Origin of the sequence: Arthrobacter sp. UYCu512 (assembly GCF_040547075.1) — a bacterium.
GTDB lineage: Bacteria > Actinomycetota > Actinomycetes > Actinomycetales > Micrococcaceae > Arthrobacter.
This window is the reverse complement of record NZ_JBEPPA010000024.1, coordinates 1-13,436: the sequence shown is the minus strand read 5'-3', so window position 1 is coordinate 13,436 and position 13,436 is coordinate 1. Positions and strand designations below refer to the sequence as shown.

Below are 13,436 nucleotides of genomic sequence, written 5' to 3'. Positions count from 1 at the left end.
TGAAATGTCGACAGTGACGTCGAACAGCCGGCCCCGGCACTTCCTCAAGGACACCGACCTCACCCCGGCCGAGCAGGCTGAGGTCCTGGACCTTGCCCTGCGGATGAAGGCCGCCCCCTACAGTGTGCAGCCGTTCGCGGCGGAGGCCAGCGGACGCAGGACCGTTGCCGTGATCTTCGATAAGACCTCCACCCGGACTCGGGTCTCGTTCGCCGCGGGCGTGGCCGACATGGGCGGCAATGCGTTGATCATCAACCCGGGCGAGGCGCAGATCGGCCACAAGGAGTCCATCGAGGACACCGCCAAGGTCCTGGAGCGGATGGTGTCCACCATTGTCTGGCGGACCGGTGCCCACGCCGGCCTGGTGGCCATGGCAGCAAACTCCCGGGTGCCGGTCATTAACGCCCTGTGCGATGACTACCACCCCTGCCAGCTCCTCGCCGACCTGCTTACGATCAAGGAACACAAGGGCGAGCTGGCGGGCCTCACCCTAAGCTACCTTGGCGACGCTGCCAACAACATGGCCAACTCCTACCTGCTGGCCGGCGTCACCGCCGGCATGCACGTCCGCGTGGCCGGCCCCGAAGGTTACCTGCCTTCCCCGGCGATCATCGCCGCGGCCGAAGACCGCGCGGCGGAGACCGGCGGGTCGGTACTTGTCACCATTGATGCTGCCGAGGCGCTGCTGGGGGCCGACGTCGTCGCGACCGACACGTGGGTCTCCATGGGCCAGGAAGAGGAGAAGGAGGCCCGGCTGCAGCTGTTCCGCAGCTACGCTGTCGACGAAGCGGCGATGCAGCTCGCGGCGCCGGATGCCGTGGTGCTCCACTGCCTGCCCGCCTACCGGGGCTACGAGATCGCCGCGGCCGTGATCGACGGCCCGCAGTCAATCGTCTGGGACGAGGCCGAGAACCGGCTGCACGCCCAGAAGGCGCTGATGGCTTGGCTGATGCACCGCTCCGGCCTCGCCGTCGTTGACGGGCTGGCGCCGAACGGGGAGCCGGCACCGAAGGGACGCCGATAGTGTCCGTCCAGCCCGCTTCCCCGGGGGCCAGCCCGGCCACCAAGACGGCCCGGCAGGCACGGATCACCGCGATCCTCACGGGTGAGTCGGTCCGTTCGCAGGCGGAGCTGGCGGCACTGCTCGCGGACGACGGCGTCCAGGTAACCCAGGCCACCCTCTCCCGGGACCTCGTGGAGCTCGGCGCGGTCCGGGTCCGCGGGAAGGAAGGTGCGCTCGTCTACGCGGTGCCGGGGGAGGGCGGGGAACGCGCGGCCAAAAGCGGTGTCAGCCAGGAAATCCTCGACGCGCGGCTGGCCCGGCTCTGCGCGGAACTGCTGGTCACCGCCGAAGCGTCCGCGAACATTGTGGTGCTCCGAACGCCTCCCGGCGCGGCCAACTTCCTGGCGCTGGCGATCGACCACTCGGTGATGCCGTCCATCCTCGGCACCATCGCCGGGGACGACACCGTGCTGTTGGTCACCCGCGACCCGGTCGGCGGCGCAGCCGTCGCGGCCCGCTTCCTGCGGCTCGCTGATGAAGCCGGCCAATAAACTTCCACCAGAGAACCAAGAACCAAACAACTAAGAACCAAACAACTAAGAACCAAACAACTAAGAACCAAACAACTAAGAACCAAACAACTAAGAACCAAACAACTAAGAACCAAACAACTAAGGAGCAATTGAAGTGACTGAGCGTATTGTGCTGGCCTACTCCGGTGGCCTGGATACTTCCGTAGCTATCGGCTGGATCGGTGAAGCTACCGGTGCCGAGGTGATCGCCGTGGCGGTCGACGTCGGACAGGGCGGCGAGTCGCTGGAGACGATCCGCCAGCGCGCCCTGGGCTGCGGCGCCGTCGAAGCCTATGTGGCTGACGCCTCCGACGAGTTCGCCAACGAGTACTGCATGCCCGCGCTGAAGGCCAACGCCCTCTACCAAGGCCACTACCCGCTGGTTTCCGCGATCTCCCGCCCCGTGATCGTGAAGCACCTGGTCAAGGCTGCCCGCGAATTCGGCGCTACCACGGTGGCCCACGGCTGCACCGGCAAGGGCAACGACCAGGTCCGCTTCGAGGTCGGTATCCAGACCCTCGGCCCGGACCTGAAGTGCATTGCACCGGTCCGTGACCTTGCCCTGACCCGCGACAAGGCCATCGCCTTCGCCGAGGAAAAGGGACTCCCGATCGAGACCACCAAAAAGAACCCGTACTCCATCGACCAGAACGTCTGGGGCCGCGCCGTCGAAACCGGCTACCTCGAGGACATCTGGAACGGTCCCACCAAGGACATCTACGACTACACCGCGACCCCGGAGTTCCCGCCGGCTCCCGACGAGGTCACCATCTCCTTCCACGCCGGTGTCCCGGTCGCGATCGACGGTGTTAAGGTCACCCCGCTGCAGGCCATCAAGGAGCTCAACCGCCGTGCCGGCGCCCAGGGCGTGGGCCGGATCGACGTCGTCGAGGACCGCCTCGTTGGCATCAAGTCCCGCGAAATCTACGAGGCGCCTGGTGCCATGGCGCTGATCACCGCGCACAAGCACCTCGAAGACATCACCATCGAACGCGAGCAGGCCCGGTTCAAGGCCACTGTCGGCCAGCGCTGGTCCGAACTGGTGTACGACGGCCAGTGGTTCTCGCCGCTCAAGCGCTCCCTCGACGCCTTTATCGAAGACACCCAGCGCTACGTCACCGGCGACATCCGGATGGTGCTGCACGGCGGCCAGGCGATCGTCAACGGACGCCGGTCCGGGACCTCGCTCTACGACTTCGACCTCGCCACCTACGACACCGGCGATACCTTCGACCAGTCCATGGCCAAGGGTTTCATCGAGCTGTGGGGCATGTCCGCCAAGGTCGCCTCGGGCCGCGACATCCGCGTCGCAGGTCAGTAGTGGCTTCCGGCACAAATGAAGGCGCGCTGTGGGGCGGCCGGTTCGCCGGCGGACCCGCTGACGCCCTCGCGGCGCTGAGCAAGTCCACGCACTTCGACTGGCGGCTGGCGCGCTACGACATCGCCGGCTCCAAGGCCCATGCCCGCGTCCTGCACAAGGCCGGCCTGCTCGACGACACCGAGCTTGAGGGCATGCTGGACGCCCTGGAACGGCTGGATGCAGACGTGGCCTCCGGTGCCTACCTGCCCGCGGACTCCGATGAGGACGTGCACGGCTCGCTGGAACGGGGTCTGATTGAGCGCGCCGGCACCCAGCTTGGCGGCAAGCTCCGCGCCGGCCGGTCCCGTAACGACCAGGTGGCCACGCTGGGGCGGATGTTCCTGCGTGACCATGCCCGGATCATTGCCCGCGGTGTCCTCGCAACGATCGCTGCTTTGGTGGACCAGGCGAAGGCCCATCAGGGCGTCGCCATGCCCGGCCGCACCCATCTGCAGCACGCCCAGCCCGTGTTGCTGAGCCATCACCTGCTGGCCCACGCCTGGGCGCTGTTGCGCGATGTGCAGCGTTTGGCGGACTGGGACAAGCGGGCCGGGGTGTCACCCTATGGCTCGGGTGCCCTCGCCGGCTCGTCGCTGGGCCTGGACCCGGAGGCTGTGGCCGCGGAACTGGGCTTCTTCTCCGCGACGCACAACTCGATCGACGGCACCGCCTCCCGCGATGTCTTCGCCGAGTTTGCGTGGATCACGGCCATGATCGGCGTGGACCTTTCCCGTGTGTCGGAGGAAGTTATCCTGTGGGCCACGAAGGAGTTCTCCTTTGTTACGCTCCACGATTCCTACTCCACCGGCTCCTCGATCATGCCGCAGAAGAAGAACCCGGATGTGGCGGAACTGGCCCGTGGCAAGGCCGGCCGGCTGATCGGCAACCTGACCGGGCTGCTGGCCACACTGAAGGGCCTGCCGCTCGCGTACAACCGCGATCTGCAGGAGGACAAGGAACCGGTCTTCGACGCCGCCGACACCTTGGAGGTCCTGCTCCCGGCAGTATCGGGCATGATCGCGACGCTGACGTTCAACACCGAACGGATGGAGTCCCTGGCGCCGCAGGGCTTCGCGCTGGCTACGGACATTGCCGAATGGCTGGTCCGGCAGGGCGTTCCGTTCCGTGAGGCGCACGAGCTCTCCGGGGCTGCGGTCAAGCAGGCGGAAAGCCGCGGCGTCGAGCTTTGGGACCTGACGGATGAGGAATACGCCGCGATCTCCGAGCACCTGACACCCGAGGTCCGTACGGTCCTGTCCACCGAGGGCTCGCTGAACAGCCGCAACTCCCAGGGCGGTACGGCTCCGGCCGCCGTCGAGCGCCAACTGGTGGCCCTCGAGAGCGAATTGGCCGGGGTCCGCGGGTACGCGGGCTAGCGACACACGCTCCCTCACTTCCTGCAGCATTTCCGCCGACGCTCCTGCACTGCCTGCAGGAGAGTCGGCGGATTTCCTGCCAAAAGTGAGGGAGCGCTGTGCGTTTGCCGCCAAAACTCCCCGCTAGCATTACGGCATGAGCGAAACTTTCCGCCAGTTGCTGCGTGGCCTGCCCGATTTCCCCGATGTACTTCCGGAGTTCGACCCGGCAGAAGCGCCCGCTGACCCCGCCGAGCTGTTCCGGCAGTGGTTCGATGAGGCGCTCTCAGCCGGTGTGCCGCAGCCCAACGCCTGCAGCCTGGCCACGGCGGACCGCCTTGGGCGTCCCTCCGCCCGGATGCTCATCCTGAAGGACATCGACGGTGGCGGCTGGCACTTCGCCACGTCCCGTGCGTCGCGGAAAGGCCGGGAGCTTGCGGCCAACCCGGAGGCCGCGCTCAACTTCTTTTGGCAGCAGCAGGGCCGTCAGGTCCGGGTGGCCGGCGGTGTTGTTGAGTTGTCGGCGGAGGCCTCCGCCGCAGACTGGCACGCCCGGCCGGGGGCCGACGGCGGCGAGAACCCGGACTGGCAGCTCTATGCCCTCCGGCCCCGCGAAATCGAGTTCTGGCAGGCTCGGCACGACCGCCGGCACATCCGCCACCGCTATGGCCCGGGGTCCTTCAGTTAATCCGGATTTATCCAGGGCGCTCGGTTAGGATGTTCGCCATGACCACAATCACGCCGGAAAAACTCCTGGCAGAACTCCGCCGCGCCGCCGACGTCGTGGCGGGGATAGCTGCCACCTTTTCCGAGGAGGACGTCAAGGCGCCCTCGGAACTGCCGGACTGGACCCGGGGACATGTGCTGGCCCACCTCTGCGGCATCGCCAACGCGATGGCCCGCCAGCTGGAATTCGCCGCGCAGGGCAAGACCATCGAACTCTATGACGGCGGCTTCGAAGGCCGGACCCGGGCGATCGAAATGTCGGCCGGACACCCCGTGGCCGAACACCGCTCCGATCTGGATCACGCCTTGGTCCGGGCGTTGACTGCTTTTGAATCCCTTGACGGCGCCGACTGGCACAGGCCGATCAGTTTCCGCGGGGGAGTTGTGTTCGACGGCGGACTGGCGCTCTGGCGCGAATTCGTCATTCACGCCGCAGATCTTGGCACCGGCCGCGGTCCCGAGACCTGGAGCCGGCCGTTCTGCGAGCACCTTTTCGAATTCCTGGCCGCGCGGGTGCCGGACGGGCAGCGCTTTGTCCTCCAGCCGCTCGGACTGCCAGCCGTGGCCATCGGTACGCCCGGCAGCCGATCGACGGCCGTCAACGGGATGCTGACCGACATTGCTGCCTGGCTCGCGGGCCGCACGCCCACTCTCGGCAGCCTGCGCGCCACGGCCGCGGCCGACGGCGTCGACCTCCCGGCGCTGCTTCCGTGGCCGGCCGGGGTGCCTGCCACCCGCTGAGCCCAACTCGGGCGCCTAACCACTCGGGAGCCGGCCCGCGCCCGCTACTGCTTGACGGCAGAGACCAGCAGGTGTTCCCGGGCCAGAAGGCTTTTTTTGATTACCAGCCCCCACCGGAACCCGCCCAGGCTCCCGTCGGTGCGGATCACCCGATGGCACGGTACAAAAAGCGCCGCCGCGTTGAAGGCGCAGGCGCTGGCAGCAGCGCGGACGGCCTTCGCATTTCCGGACATTTCCGCGTACTCGGTGTAGCTCACGGGGTGTCCCGGCGCGACGGTGCGGAGGATCTCCCAGGCATGCCCGCGGAACGGGCCGGACTTCTGCAGCACCGGTACCGCCATAGCCGGTTCCGGATAGCCGGCGTAGAACTCGTCCACGGCATCGGAGATGACGCCCAGGCCCGGGACGGACTCGAAGGCCCCCGGCAGCAGGTCCGGGTGGATCTGCCCGGTCAAGTCCCCGGGAACAGCCGTCCACCCGGAGGCAAGCACCGCACCGTCCCGGGCAATGATGGTGAACGGGCCGTCGGGGGTGGACATGGTCAGCAACTGGGCTTTCATAATGCCGCTTTCTTGGGAGCCGGGGGGGAAATGGATGATGTTTTGGGTGCCGCGGCCCGGGCGAGCGCCGCTGTGCGCCACAGGTGCATGGTGGCGTAGGACCGCCAGGGGCTGAGCTCGCGGAAATCGGGGCTCAGGGGCTGGCCCGGCGACACGGCGCCGTCAGGATCCGGGGCCAGCGAGCGGATGCCATTGCGCACCGCCGCGTCGTTGGCAAGGAAGACATCCGGTGCGCCGATCACGCGCATCGCCACATAGCCCACCGTCCACGGCCCCACCCCGGGCAGGGGCAGCAGTTTGGACTCCAGCCCCGGCAGGTCATCGCCATAGCCAAAGTCGAGACTGCCCGAAGCCATCGCAGCGGCTGCATTCCGGATCGAATCGATGCGGCGTTGCGGGCCCCGGAGCAGTCCGAGGCCGTCCGCGGCAATTTGCTCCGCGGTGGGGAATAGCCGGTGCAGGCCGACGGCGGGAACCAGGCTGTCGCTGCCGGCGGCGGACAACCGGATAAGTGCCGTCCGCGCGGCGGCGACGGTGATCTGCTGGCCGATCATTGCCCGGATCAGCAGCTCCTGCGGATCGACGGCGCCGGGCATCCGGATTCCCGGCGTGGCGGTGACTCCCGCCGCCAGCCGGGGATCGGATCCCAGCACCTCGTCGATGGCGACCGGGTCGGCGTCAAGGTCCAGCAGCCGGCGGACCCGGCTGAGCAGGGAGGGCAGGTCCCGGAGGTCGACGGCGCCGATGCTCAGCAGCAGCGGGCGGCCGCTGGCGTCGGCGTTATAGTCCACCCGGAAGCGCGCATCGCCGTGGGCCATACGCAGCGTCCGCGCATAGGAGCTGGAGGTGCCCTCCTCGACGCCGGGGATGGCCCGGACTGCGAGGAAAGAAAAAACGCCGGGGTCGAAGGGTTCGCGGTACGGCAGGTTCAGCGTCAGGGCCGTCGACGACACGGCAGCCTGGGGCGGCGTCCGGTGGTGGCGTGCGGTGGCCCGCAACGCCGACGGGGTCATGGCGAAAACTTCGCCGATGGTCTCGTTGAACTGGCGGACGCTGCTGAATCCGGCGGCGAACGCGATGTCGGCGACCTTGATCGTGGTGGAGACCAGCAGGGTCCGCGCCGTCTGGGCCCGGCTGGCACGGGCCAGCGAGAGGGGGCCGGCGCCGAGCTCGTGGCTGAGGATCCTGTTGAGCTGGCGCGAGGAGTAGCCCAGGCGGGTGGCGAGGCCTTCGACGCCGTCGCGATTGATCACCCCGTCGTTGATCAGCCGCATGGCGCGTCCGGCGATGTCCGAGCGGACATTCCAGGCAGGCGTGCCGGGCACCGCTTCGGGCAGGCAGCGTTTGCAGGCCCGGTAGCCGGCGTCGTGCGCGGCGGCGGAGGTCTCGTAGAACGTGACATTGCCGGCCTTGGGGGTCCGGGCCGGGCAGGACGGCCGGCAGTAGATGCCGGTCGTGCGGACAGCCGTGTAGAACTGCCCGTCGAACCGGATGTCCCGGGCGTCGATTGCCCGGTAGCGCTGCCAGAAATCCATGAGTTCATCCTGCCAGCATCCGGATGCTGCTGCTAGCGGAAATCGGACATGGCCGTGCAGGGTGATCCGGCGGGTTTGTTAAAGTCGGAGCATGAGTGAGACTCCTCCTGACAGTGCGCCGGGCCGTGGATTCCCGGCCACTGGGCTGCGGGGGCTCCTGTCCGCCGACGCCCGGCAGGTGGCGCCGCTGCTGCTTGGTGCGGTTTTGACGCATGAGGGTCCCGACGGACTGGTGTCCGTGCGGATCAGCGAGGTGGAGGCCTATCTGGGACCGCACGACTCGCAGCACCCGGATCCCGGTTCGCACACCTTTCGCGGCGCCACCGCGCGCAACGCCCCGATGTTCGGCCCGGCCGGGCACCTCTACGTCTACCTCAGCTACGGCATGCACCACTGCGCCAACATCGTCTGCGGACCGCTCGGAGAAGCCTCTGCCGTGCTGCTGCGGGCCGGAATGATTGTGGCAGGGGAAGACCTGGCACTCACCCGCCGGCCGACGTCGAAATCCGCCAGGGAGCTCGCGAGCGGACCGGCCCGGCTCGCCACGGCACTGGGCATCACGACGGCGGACACCGGCCGGGATGCGCTCGTGGCCCCGTTCCGGCTGGAACTGCCGGACCTGCCGGCCGTGGATGTCAGTTCCGGGCCACGCGTCGGCGTCTCGGGCGCCGGGGGCAGCCGCGACTACCCCTGGCGCTTCTGGGTCACCGGCGACCCGACCGTCTCCCGCTACAAGGCAGCGAAGGTGCGCCCGGGGTAGCAGGCCTGCCCTGCCGGGCGACCGGCACACGTGCCCGGCGGAACCGTAAAAGCCCAGCGAGTAAGCTTGATGGGTGAATCAAAGCGAGCTTCCCCGGACCACGATGACCAAGAGTGAAACCACTGCGCCGGTGGACAAACTGATCGGCAGCCTCTGCGCCACCATCCCGGATTACCCCAAGCCCGGAATTGTCTTCAAGGACCTGACCCCCGTTTTCGCCGACGGCGCAGCACTCAAGGCTGTTGTGGACGCCCTGGTGGCGCCGTTCGAGGGCCAGTTCGACGCCGTGGCCGGCGTGGAGGCCCGCGGTTTCCTGCTGGCCGCCGCCGCGGCTTACGCCACCGGCACGGGCGTCATCACCGTCCGCAAGGCCGGCAAGCTACCCCGTGAAGTGGTCTCCGAGGACTACGCGCTCGAGTACGGCAGCGCCACCCTGGAGCTGCACACCACTGACCTTGCGCCCGGCAGCCGCGTCCTGATTCTCGATGACGTCCTTGCCACGGGCGGCACGCTGGCTGCCGCCGTCCGGCTGTTCGAACGCTGCGGCGTCGAAGTGGCCGGTGTGGGTGTGGTCCTGGAACTGGATGAGCTTAACGGCCGTTCTGCCCTCGACGGGCATCGGGTCAGTTCCCTGCTGCGGCTGTAAACCGCCCTCCGGGCCCAGGCCCGCGGGCCCCGCTGCACCGGGGTGCAAAAAGCGGTCGTGTAGCGGTGCCGCACTGAAATGGTTGTAGAATGGTTGGTCTGTCTTTTTCGATAGGGGAACGTTCGATGCACGACGCTGATTTGGCCCATGAACGCGACTATGTCGCCGGACTTTACGCCCGGCTCGACGAGCTGCGGGCGGAAAAGCGCACCCAGCTGGCGCAGGTCCGTCGGGCCGGTGCGGTGGGCACTATGCAGAACGTCTCCGAGCGGGATGCTTTCGCTGCACTCTACGAGGACCGCCTTGCGCAGCTCGACGCCGTCGATGACCGGCTGGTGTTCGGCCGCCTCGACCTCGACTCCGGGGAGGCGCAGTACATCGGCCGCATCGGGCTGACCACTGACGAGCTGCAGCGGCTTATGCTCGACTGGCGTGCGCCGGAAGCCGGACACTTTTACCAGGCCACCGCGTTTGACCGGCAGGGAGTGCGGCGCCGGCGCCACCTCATCCTGCAGGGCCGCGAGGTCAAGGCCATCGAGGACGATGTCCTGGACGCCGGGCTGCTCGCGGACAACGAGTCCCTGCAGGGCGAGGGCGCGCTGCTGGCAGCCCTGAACTCCAAGCGGACCGGACGGATGTCAGACATCGTCGGCACCATCCAGTCCGAGCAGGACCGGATTATCAGGTCCTCGATCTCCGGAGCCCTTGTCGTCCAGGGCGGGCCCGGCACCGGCAAAACGGCGGTTGCCCTGCACCGCGCGGCCTACCTGCTCTACACACACCGGGACCGGCTCAAGACCGCCGGCGTCCTGCTGGTGGGACCGTCGTCGTCCTTTATGAAGTACATCGAACGCGTGTTGCCGTCACTCGGCGAGACCGGCGTTGTGATGGCCAGTGTCGGCCGGCTGATGCCCGGAATCCATGCCGTGGCCGAGCCGGAGTCCGAGGTCGCTGCCATCAAGGGCCGGCTGGACATGGTCGAGGTCGTGGCGAACGCGGTGGCCAACCGGCAGCGTATTCCTGCGCAGAACCGCGTCCTTGAAGTGGACGGGCGCAAACTCCTCCTGACTCCCCGGCAGGTCCGCCGTGCCCGGGACCGCGCACGCTCCATCGGCAAGCCGCACAACGAAGCGCGCGTTTCGTTTGTCAGGATGCTGCTGCGCGAACTTACGGAACAGATGACCGAACTCGTCGAGGCCGGCAGCATCGGCAACAACGCAGACCGCTCCTACCTGGCCGAGGATGTCCGCTCCGCCCGGGACGTCCGGATCGCATTGAATCTGTGCTGGATGCCGATGACGCCGGAGAAGCTGATTGGTGAACTCTTCAGCAAGCCGGCGATCCTGGAAGCCTGTACCCCCCAGCTCAGCCCGGCCGAGCGGCAACTGCTGCTCCGTCCGGCCGATGCGCCGTGGACCGAAGCTGACGTGCCGCTGTTGGACGAGGCAGCCGAACTCCTCGGCGAGCTGGACGCCGCTGCGGGCAGGGGGCTGGCACAGCAGGAACACGATCGTGCACGCGACCTGGCCAACGCCAAACAGACGCTTGTTAACATGGAAACCGCCGGCGTAGACGTCTTGATCTCCGCGGAAGAGCTCGTTGACCAGAACCAGGAACGCGAGGCCCGGCTCACTGCAGCAGAGCGTGCCACGACCGACCGCAGCTGGGCCTTTGGGCACATTGTGGTGGATGAGGCCCAGGAGCTCTCGCCGATGCAGTGGCGCCTGCTGGTCCGCCGCTGCCCGCTGAAGTCCTTCACCATCGTGGGCGACATTGCCCAGACCAGTTCCGTGGTGGGCGCCAATTCCTGGCAGAGCGCCCTGGCCCCGATGTTCGGTGACCGCTGGCAGCTCGAGGAGCTCACTGTCAACTACCGCACACCGTCGCAGATTGCCGAAGCGGCGGCCCGGATGGCCAACGCGGCGGGGCTTGTCGTCTCCGCACCCAAGGCTGTCCGCGAGGGTCGCTGGGCGCCGGTGGTCGACCGCGTCGAGCCGGGCCAGGTGATCAGCAAGCTCGTGGCGGTCCTGCCGGAGGAACTCGCTTCCCTGGAGGGCGGCCTGCTGGCGGTCATTGCCGACGGCGGGCTTCTTTCCGAAGCCACCGCGGCACTGCGCGCCGTTTACGGGCGCCGCGTCGGCACCGACGCCGGAAGTTATGCCCAGGACATCGTTGTTATCAGTCCCCGCGAGGCCAAAGGCCTGGAGTTCGACGGCGTTGTGGTGCTGGAGCCTTCGGCCATGCTGAACCGTGAGCACGGCCGTGTCGGTGACCTGTATGTGGCCATGACCCGGCCCACCCAGCGGCTGCGTCTGATCGCCTCCGCCGGCGTGCCGGCGGGCATCGAAGACTGAGCCCGGCACGGCGGTGCCGGTCTCGATCGAAAGTCACAGACGCTGAGGGTGCGCTGATCCTGCTACCTTAGATTCCGTGTCCCAGCTAAATGATCCCCGTTCCCAGCAGAATGACCCCAGCTTCGCCGACGTCTGGCAGGAGCTGAAATGGCGGGGCCTGGTCCACGTCTCCACGGATGAGGCGGAGCTCCAGCAGCTGCTCGCCGGAGAACCAGTGAGCTATTACTGCGGCTTCGATCCCACTGCTCCGAGTCTGCACCTGGGCAACCTGGTGCAGTTGCTGCTAATGCGCCGGATCCAACTAGCCGGCCACAAGCCCCTCGGCCTCGTCGGCGGCTCCACCGGCCTCATCGGTGACCCGCGCCAGAGTGCAGAGCGTGTGCTTAACACCCCCGAGACGGTAGCAGAATGGGTCGGAAAACTGCAGGCGCAGGTCCAGCGGTTCCTCAGTTTTGAGGGCGACAACGCGGCCCGAATGGTCAACAACCTTGACTGGACAGCGCCCTTGAGCGCCATCGATTTTCTGCGCGGAATCGGCAAACATTTCCGGGTCGGCACCATGATCAAAAAAGACATCGTCGCCAACCGGTTGAACTCCGACGAGGGAATCAGCTACACGGAATTCAGTTACCAGATCCTTCAGGGTATGGACTATCTCCAGCTCTTCCGTGACCACGGCTGTGTCTTGCAGACCGGGGGATCGGACCAGTGGGGCAACCTGACCAGCGGCACTGACCTGATCCGCAAGGTTGAGGGCAAACACGTCCACGCGCTTGGGACACCACTCATCACCAATGCCGACGGGACGAAGTTCGGCAAGAGCGAGGGTAACGCCATCTGGCTTGATCCGGAGATGTGCAGCCCGTATGCGTTCTATCAGTTTTGGCTCAACACCGCAGACAGCGACGTTGCTGCGCGCCTTAAGGTCTTTACGTTCCTCAGCCGGGCGGAGATCGAGACCCTGGAGGCTGCGCTGGCCGAGCGGCCGTTCGCCCGCGAAGGGCAGCGCAAGCTTGCCTACGAAGTGACTTCGCTCGTGCACGGAGTAGAAGCGACAGAGAAGGTCATTGCCGCCTCTGCTGCGTTGTTTGGCAACGGTGATCTGAGCGCCCTGGACGAGGCAACGCTCAAGGCAGCCACGTCCGAGCTGCCGTCCGCGACAGTCGGCGCCGGCACCTTGGGCATCATCGAACTCCTGGTCGCAACGGGCCTGTCGGAGAGCAAGTCCGCCGCCCGCCGCACGGTGGGGGAGGGCGGGGCGTACGTCAACAATGCCAAGGTTGCAGATCCCGACGCCGTCATTGAGCCCGGCCAACTGCTCCACGGCCGATACCTGCTGTTGCGCCGCGGCAAAAAGAACCTGGCCACCGTGGAAGTCAGCGTGCCCTAGCCGAACACCGCGCGTCGACGTACCCCGTTTGCCGCCCCGCTTGCAAGGTCGGGGCGGAGCGTGTATTGTTCTTTTAGTCGCCACCGCAGAGTGGCGGCCAACCCCAACCAAACTAGAGAAGCAATTCTTTTAGCGCTATTGTCCTCCCCGGAGTACATCGTGCAAATCGAAAAAATGCTTCATATTTTGGTGGGGACATTTGCTCCAGCAAGTGAACTTCGGATGAAAATCCGGATTTGCAAAGCGGAAATGAATGAAATAAGATTGAAATATCGCAGCAAAGAAAGACTGAAAGATAAAGAATTCATTTAGTTGAATTGTTTCAGCTACTACTTTGAATGTGTCTGTTGTTTGAGAACTCAATAGTGTGCCAAGTTTGTTGATACCAATTTATTGTATTGAATTGGTTGAATTGATCAGGTCCGCCACCCCGT

At 66.5% G+C, this 13,436-nt stretch carries 13 protein-coding genes; 11 read left to right on the top strand and 2 right to left on the bottom strand.

All coding sequences use genetic code 11. The features are described 5' to 3' along the window. Positions 1-4 precede the first annotated feature (4 nt). From argF to ABIB49_RS17715, 6 genes are all read left to right on the top strand, one after another. Entirely contained in the window at positions 5-1,024 is a 1,020-nt protein-coding gene (gene argF, locus ABIB49_RS17740) for an ornithine carbamoyltransferase (protein WP_283481213.1), read from the top strand. Beyond that, positions 1,024-1,554 carry an arginine repressor gene (locus ABIB49_RS17735; protein WP_283481199.1) on the top strand — a complete coding sequence of 177 codons (531 nt, stop codon included), beginning with the start codon at positions 1,024-1,026 and terminating at the stop codon, positions 1,552-1,554. Before argF ends, ABIB49_RS17735 begins: the two co-directional genes overlap by 1 nt. Before the next feature lie 136 nt (positions 1,555-1,690). After that, the gene (locus ABIB49_RS17730) at positions 1,691-2,896 is read left to right on the top strand and encodes an argininosuccinate synthase (RefSeq protein ID WP_226774714.1); all 1,206 of its coding nucleotides are present in this window, start codon (positions 1,691-1,693) and stop codon (positions 2,894-2,896) included. Next, positions 2,896-4,311 (top strand): argininosuccinate lyase, encoded by a 1,416-nt coding sequence (gene argH, locus ABIB49_RS17725; protein ID WP_226774713.1) that lies wholly within the window; start codon positions 2,896-2,898, stop codon positions 4,309-4,311. The genes ABIB49_RS17730 and argH overlap by 1 nt, the downstream gene beginning before the upstream one ends. Positions 4,312-4,447: 136 nt before the next feature. Further along, a complete protein-coding gene (locus ABIB49_RS17720) occupies positions 4,448-4,978 on the top strand; it encodes a pyridoxine/pyridoxamine 5'-phosphate oxidase (RefSeq protein WP_354157518.1) in 531 nt (176 codons plus the stop codon). A 38-nt stretch (positions 4,979-5,016) separates the two neighbouring features. After that, complete coding sequence (locus tag ABIB49_RS17715; protein WP_282359405.1) at positions 5,017-5,757, top strand: maleylpyruvate isomerase family mycothiol-dependent enzyme; 741 nt, start codon at positions 5,017-5,019, stop codon at positions 5,755-5,757. A gap of 44 nt (positions 5,758-5,801) precedes the next feature. On the opposite strand, the gene ABIB49_RS17710 is transcribed toward ABIB49_RS17715, so the two are convergent. After that, complete coding sequence (locus tag ABIB49_RS17710) at positions 5,802-6,317, bottom strand: methylated-DNA--[protein]-cysteine S-methyltransferase (protein WP_354157517.1); 516 nt, start codon at positions 6,315-6,317, stop codon at positions 5,802-5,804. Continuing rightward, positions 6,314-7,852: a DNA-3-methyladenine glycosylase 2 family protein gene (locus tag ABIB49_RS17705; protein WP_354157516.1), complete on the bottom strand. Its 1,539-nt coding sequence runs from the start codon at positions 7,850-7,852 to the stop codon at positions 6,314-6,316. Before ABIB49_RS17705 ends, ABIB49_RS17710 begins: the two co-directional genes overlap by 4 nt. 91 nt (positions 7,853-7,943) lie before the next feature. Between ABIB49_RS17705 and ABIB49_RS17700 the strand changes: the two genes are divergently transcribed. From ABIB49_RS17700 to ABIB49_RS17680, 5 genes are all read left to right on the top strand, one after another. After that, positions 7,944-8,612, top strand: coding sequence for a DNA-3-methyladenine glycosylase (locus ABIB49_RS17700; RefSeq protein ID WP_354157515.1), 669 nt, complete (start codon positions 7,944-7,946; stop codon positions 8,610-8,612). Positions 8,613-8,715: 103 nt separating this feature from the next. Beyond that, positions 8,716-9,258 carry an adenine phosphoribosyltransferase gene (locus ABIB49_RS17695; protein WP_354157522.1) on the top strand — a complete coding sequence of 181 codons (543 nt, stop codon included), beginning with the start codon at positions 8,716-8,718 and terminating at the stop codon, positions 9,256-9,258. Positions 9,259-9,383: 125 nt separating this feature from the next. Further along, entirely contained in the window at positions 9,384-11,612 is a 2,229-nt protein-coding gene (locus ABIB49_RS17690) for a HelD family protein (RefSeq protein WP_282359409.1), read from the top strand. Between the two features lie 76 nt (positions 11,613-11,688). Then, positions 11,689-13,002: a tyrosine--tRNA ligase gene (tyrS, locus tag ABIB49_RS17685; protein ID WP_226774706.1), complete on the top strand. Its 1,314-nt coding sequence runs from the start codon at positions 11,689-11,691 to the stop codon at positions 13,000-13,002. Positions 13,003-13,161: 159 nt separating this feature from the next. Further along, positions 13,162-13,314, top strand: coding sequence for a hypothetical protein (locus tag ABIB49_RS17680; protein ID WP_226774705.1), 153 nt, complete (start codon positions 13,162-13,164; stop codon positions 13,312-13,314). Positions 13,315-13,436: the final 122 nt, after the last annotated feature.

Bases quoted from the DNA above. Each gene is read 5' to 3' on its own strand.
- argF (WP_283481213.1), top strand. From the start codon at position 5: ATGTCGACAGTGACGTCGAACAGCCGGCCCCGGCACTTCCTCAAGGAC.
- ABIB49_RS17720 (WP_354157518.1), top strand. From the start codon at position 4,448: ATGAGCGAAACTTTCCGCCAGTTGCTGCGTGGCCTGCCCGATTTCCCC.
- ABIB49_RS17715 (WP_282359405.1), top strand. From the start codon at position 5,017: ATGACCACAATCACGCCGGAAAAACTCCTGGCAGAACTCCGCCGCGCC.
- ABIB49_RS17710 (WP_354157517.1), bottom strand. From the start codon at position 6,317: ATGAAAGCCCAGTTGCTGACCATGTCCACCCCCGACGGCCCGTTCACC.
- ABIB49_RS17705 (WP_354157516.1), bottom strand. From the start codon at position 7,852: ATGGATTTCTGGCAGCGCTACCGGGCAATCGACGCCCGGGACATCCGG.
- ABIB49_RS17700 (WP_354157515.1), top strand. From the start codon at position 7,944: ATGAGTGAGACTCCTCCTGACAGTGCGCCGGGCCGTGGATTCCCGGCC.
- ABIB49_RS17695 (WP_354157522.1), top strand. From the start codon at position 8,716: ATGACCAAGAGTGAAACCACTGCGCCGGTGGACAAACTGATCGGCAGC.
- ABIB49_RS17690 (WP_282359409.1), top strand. From the start codon at position 9,384: ATGCACGACGCTGATTTGGCCCATGAACGCGACTATGTCGCCGGACTT.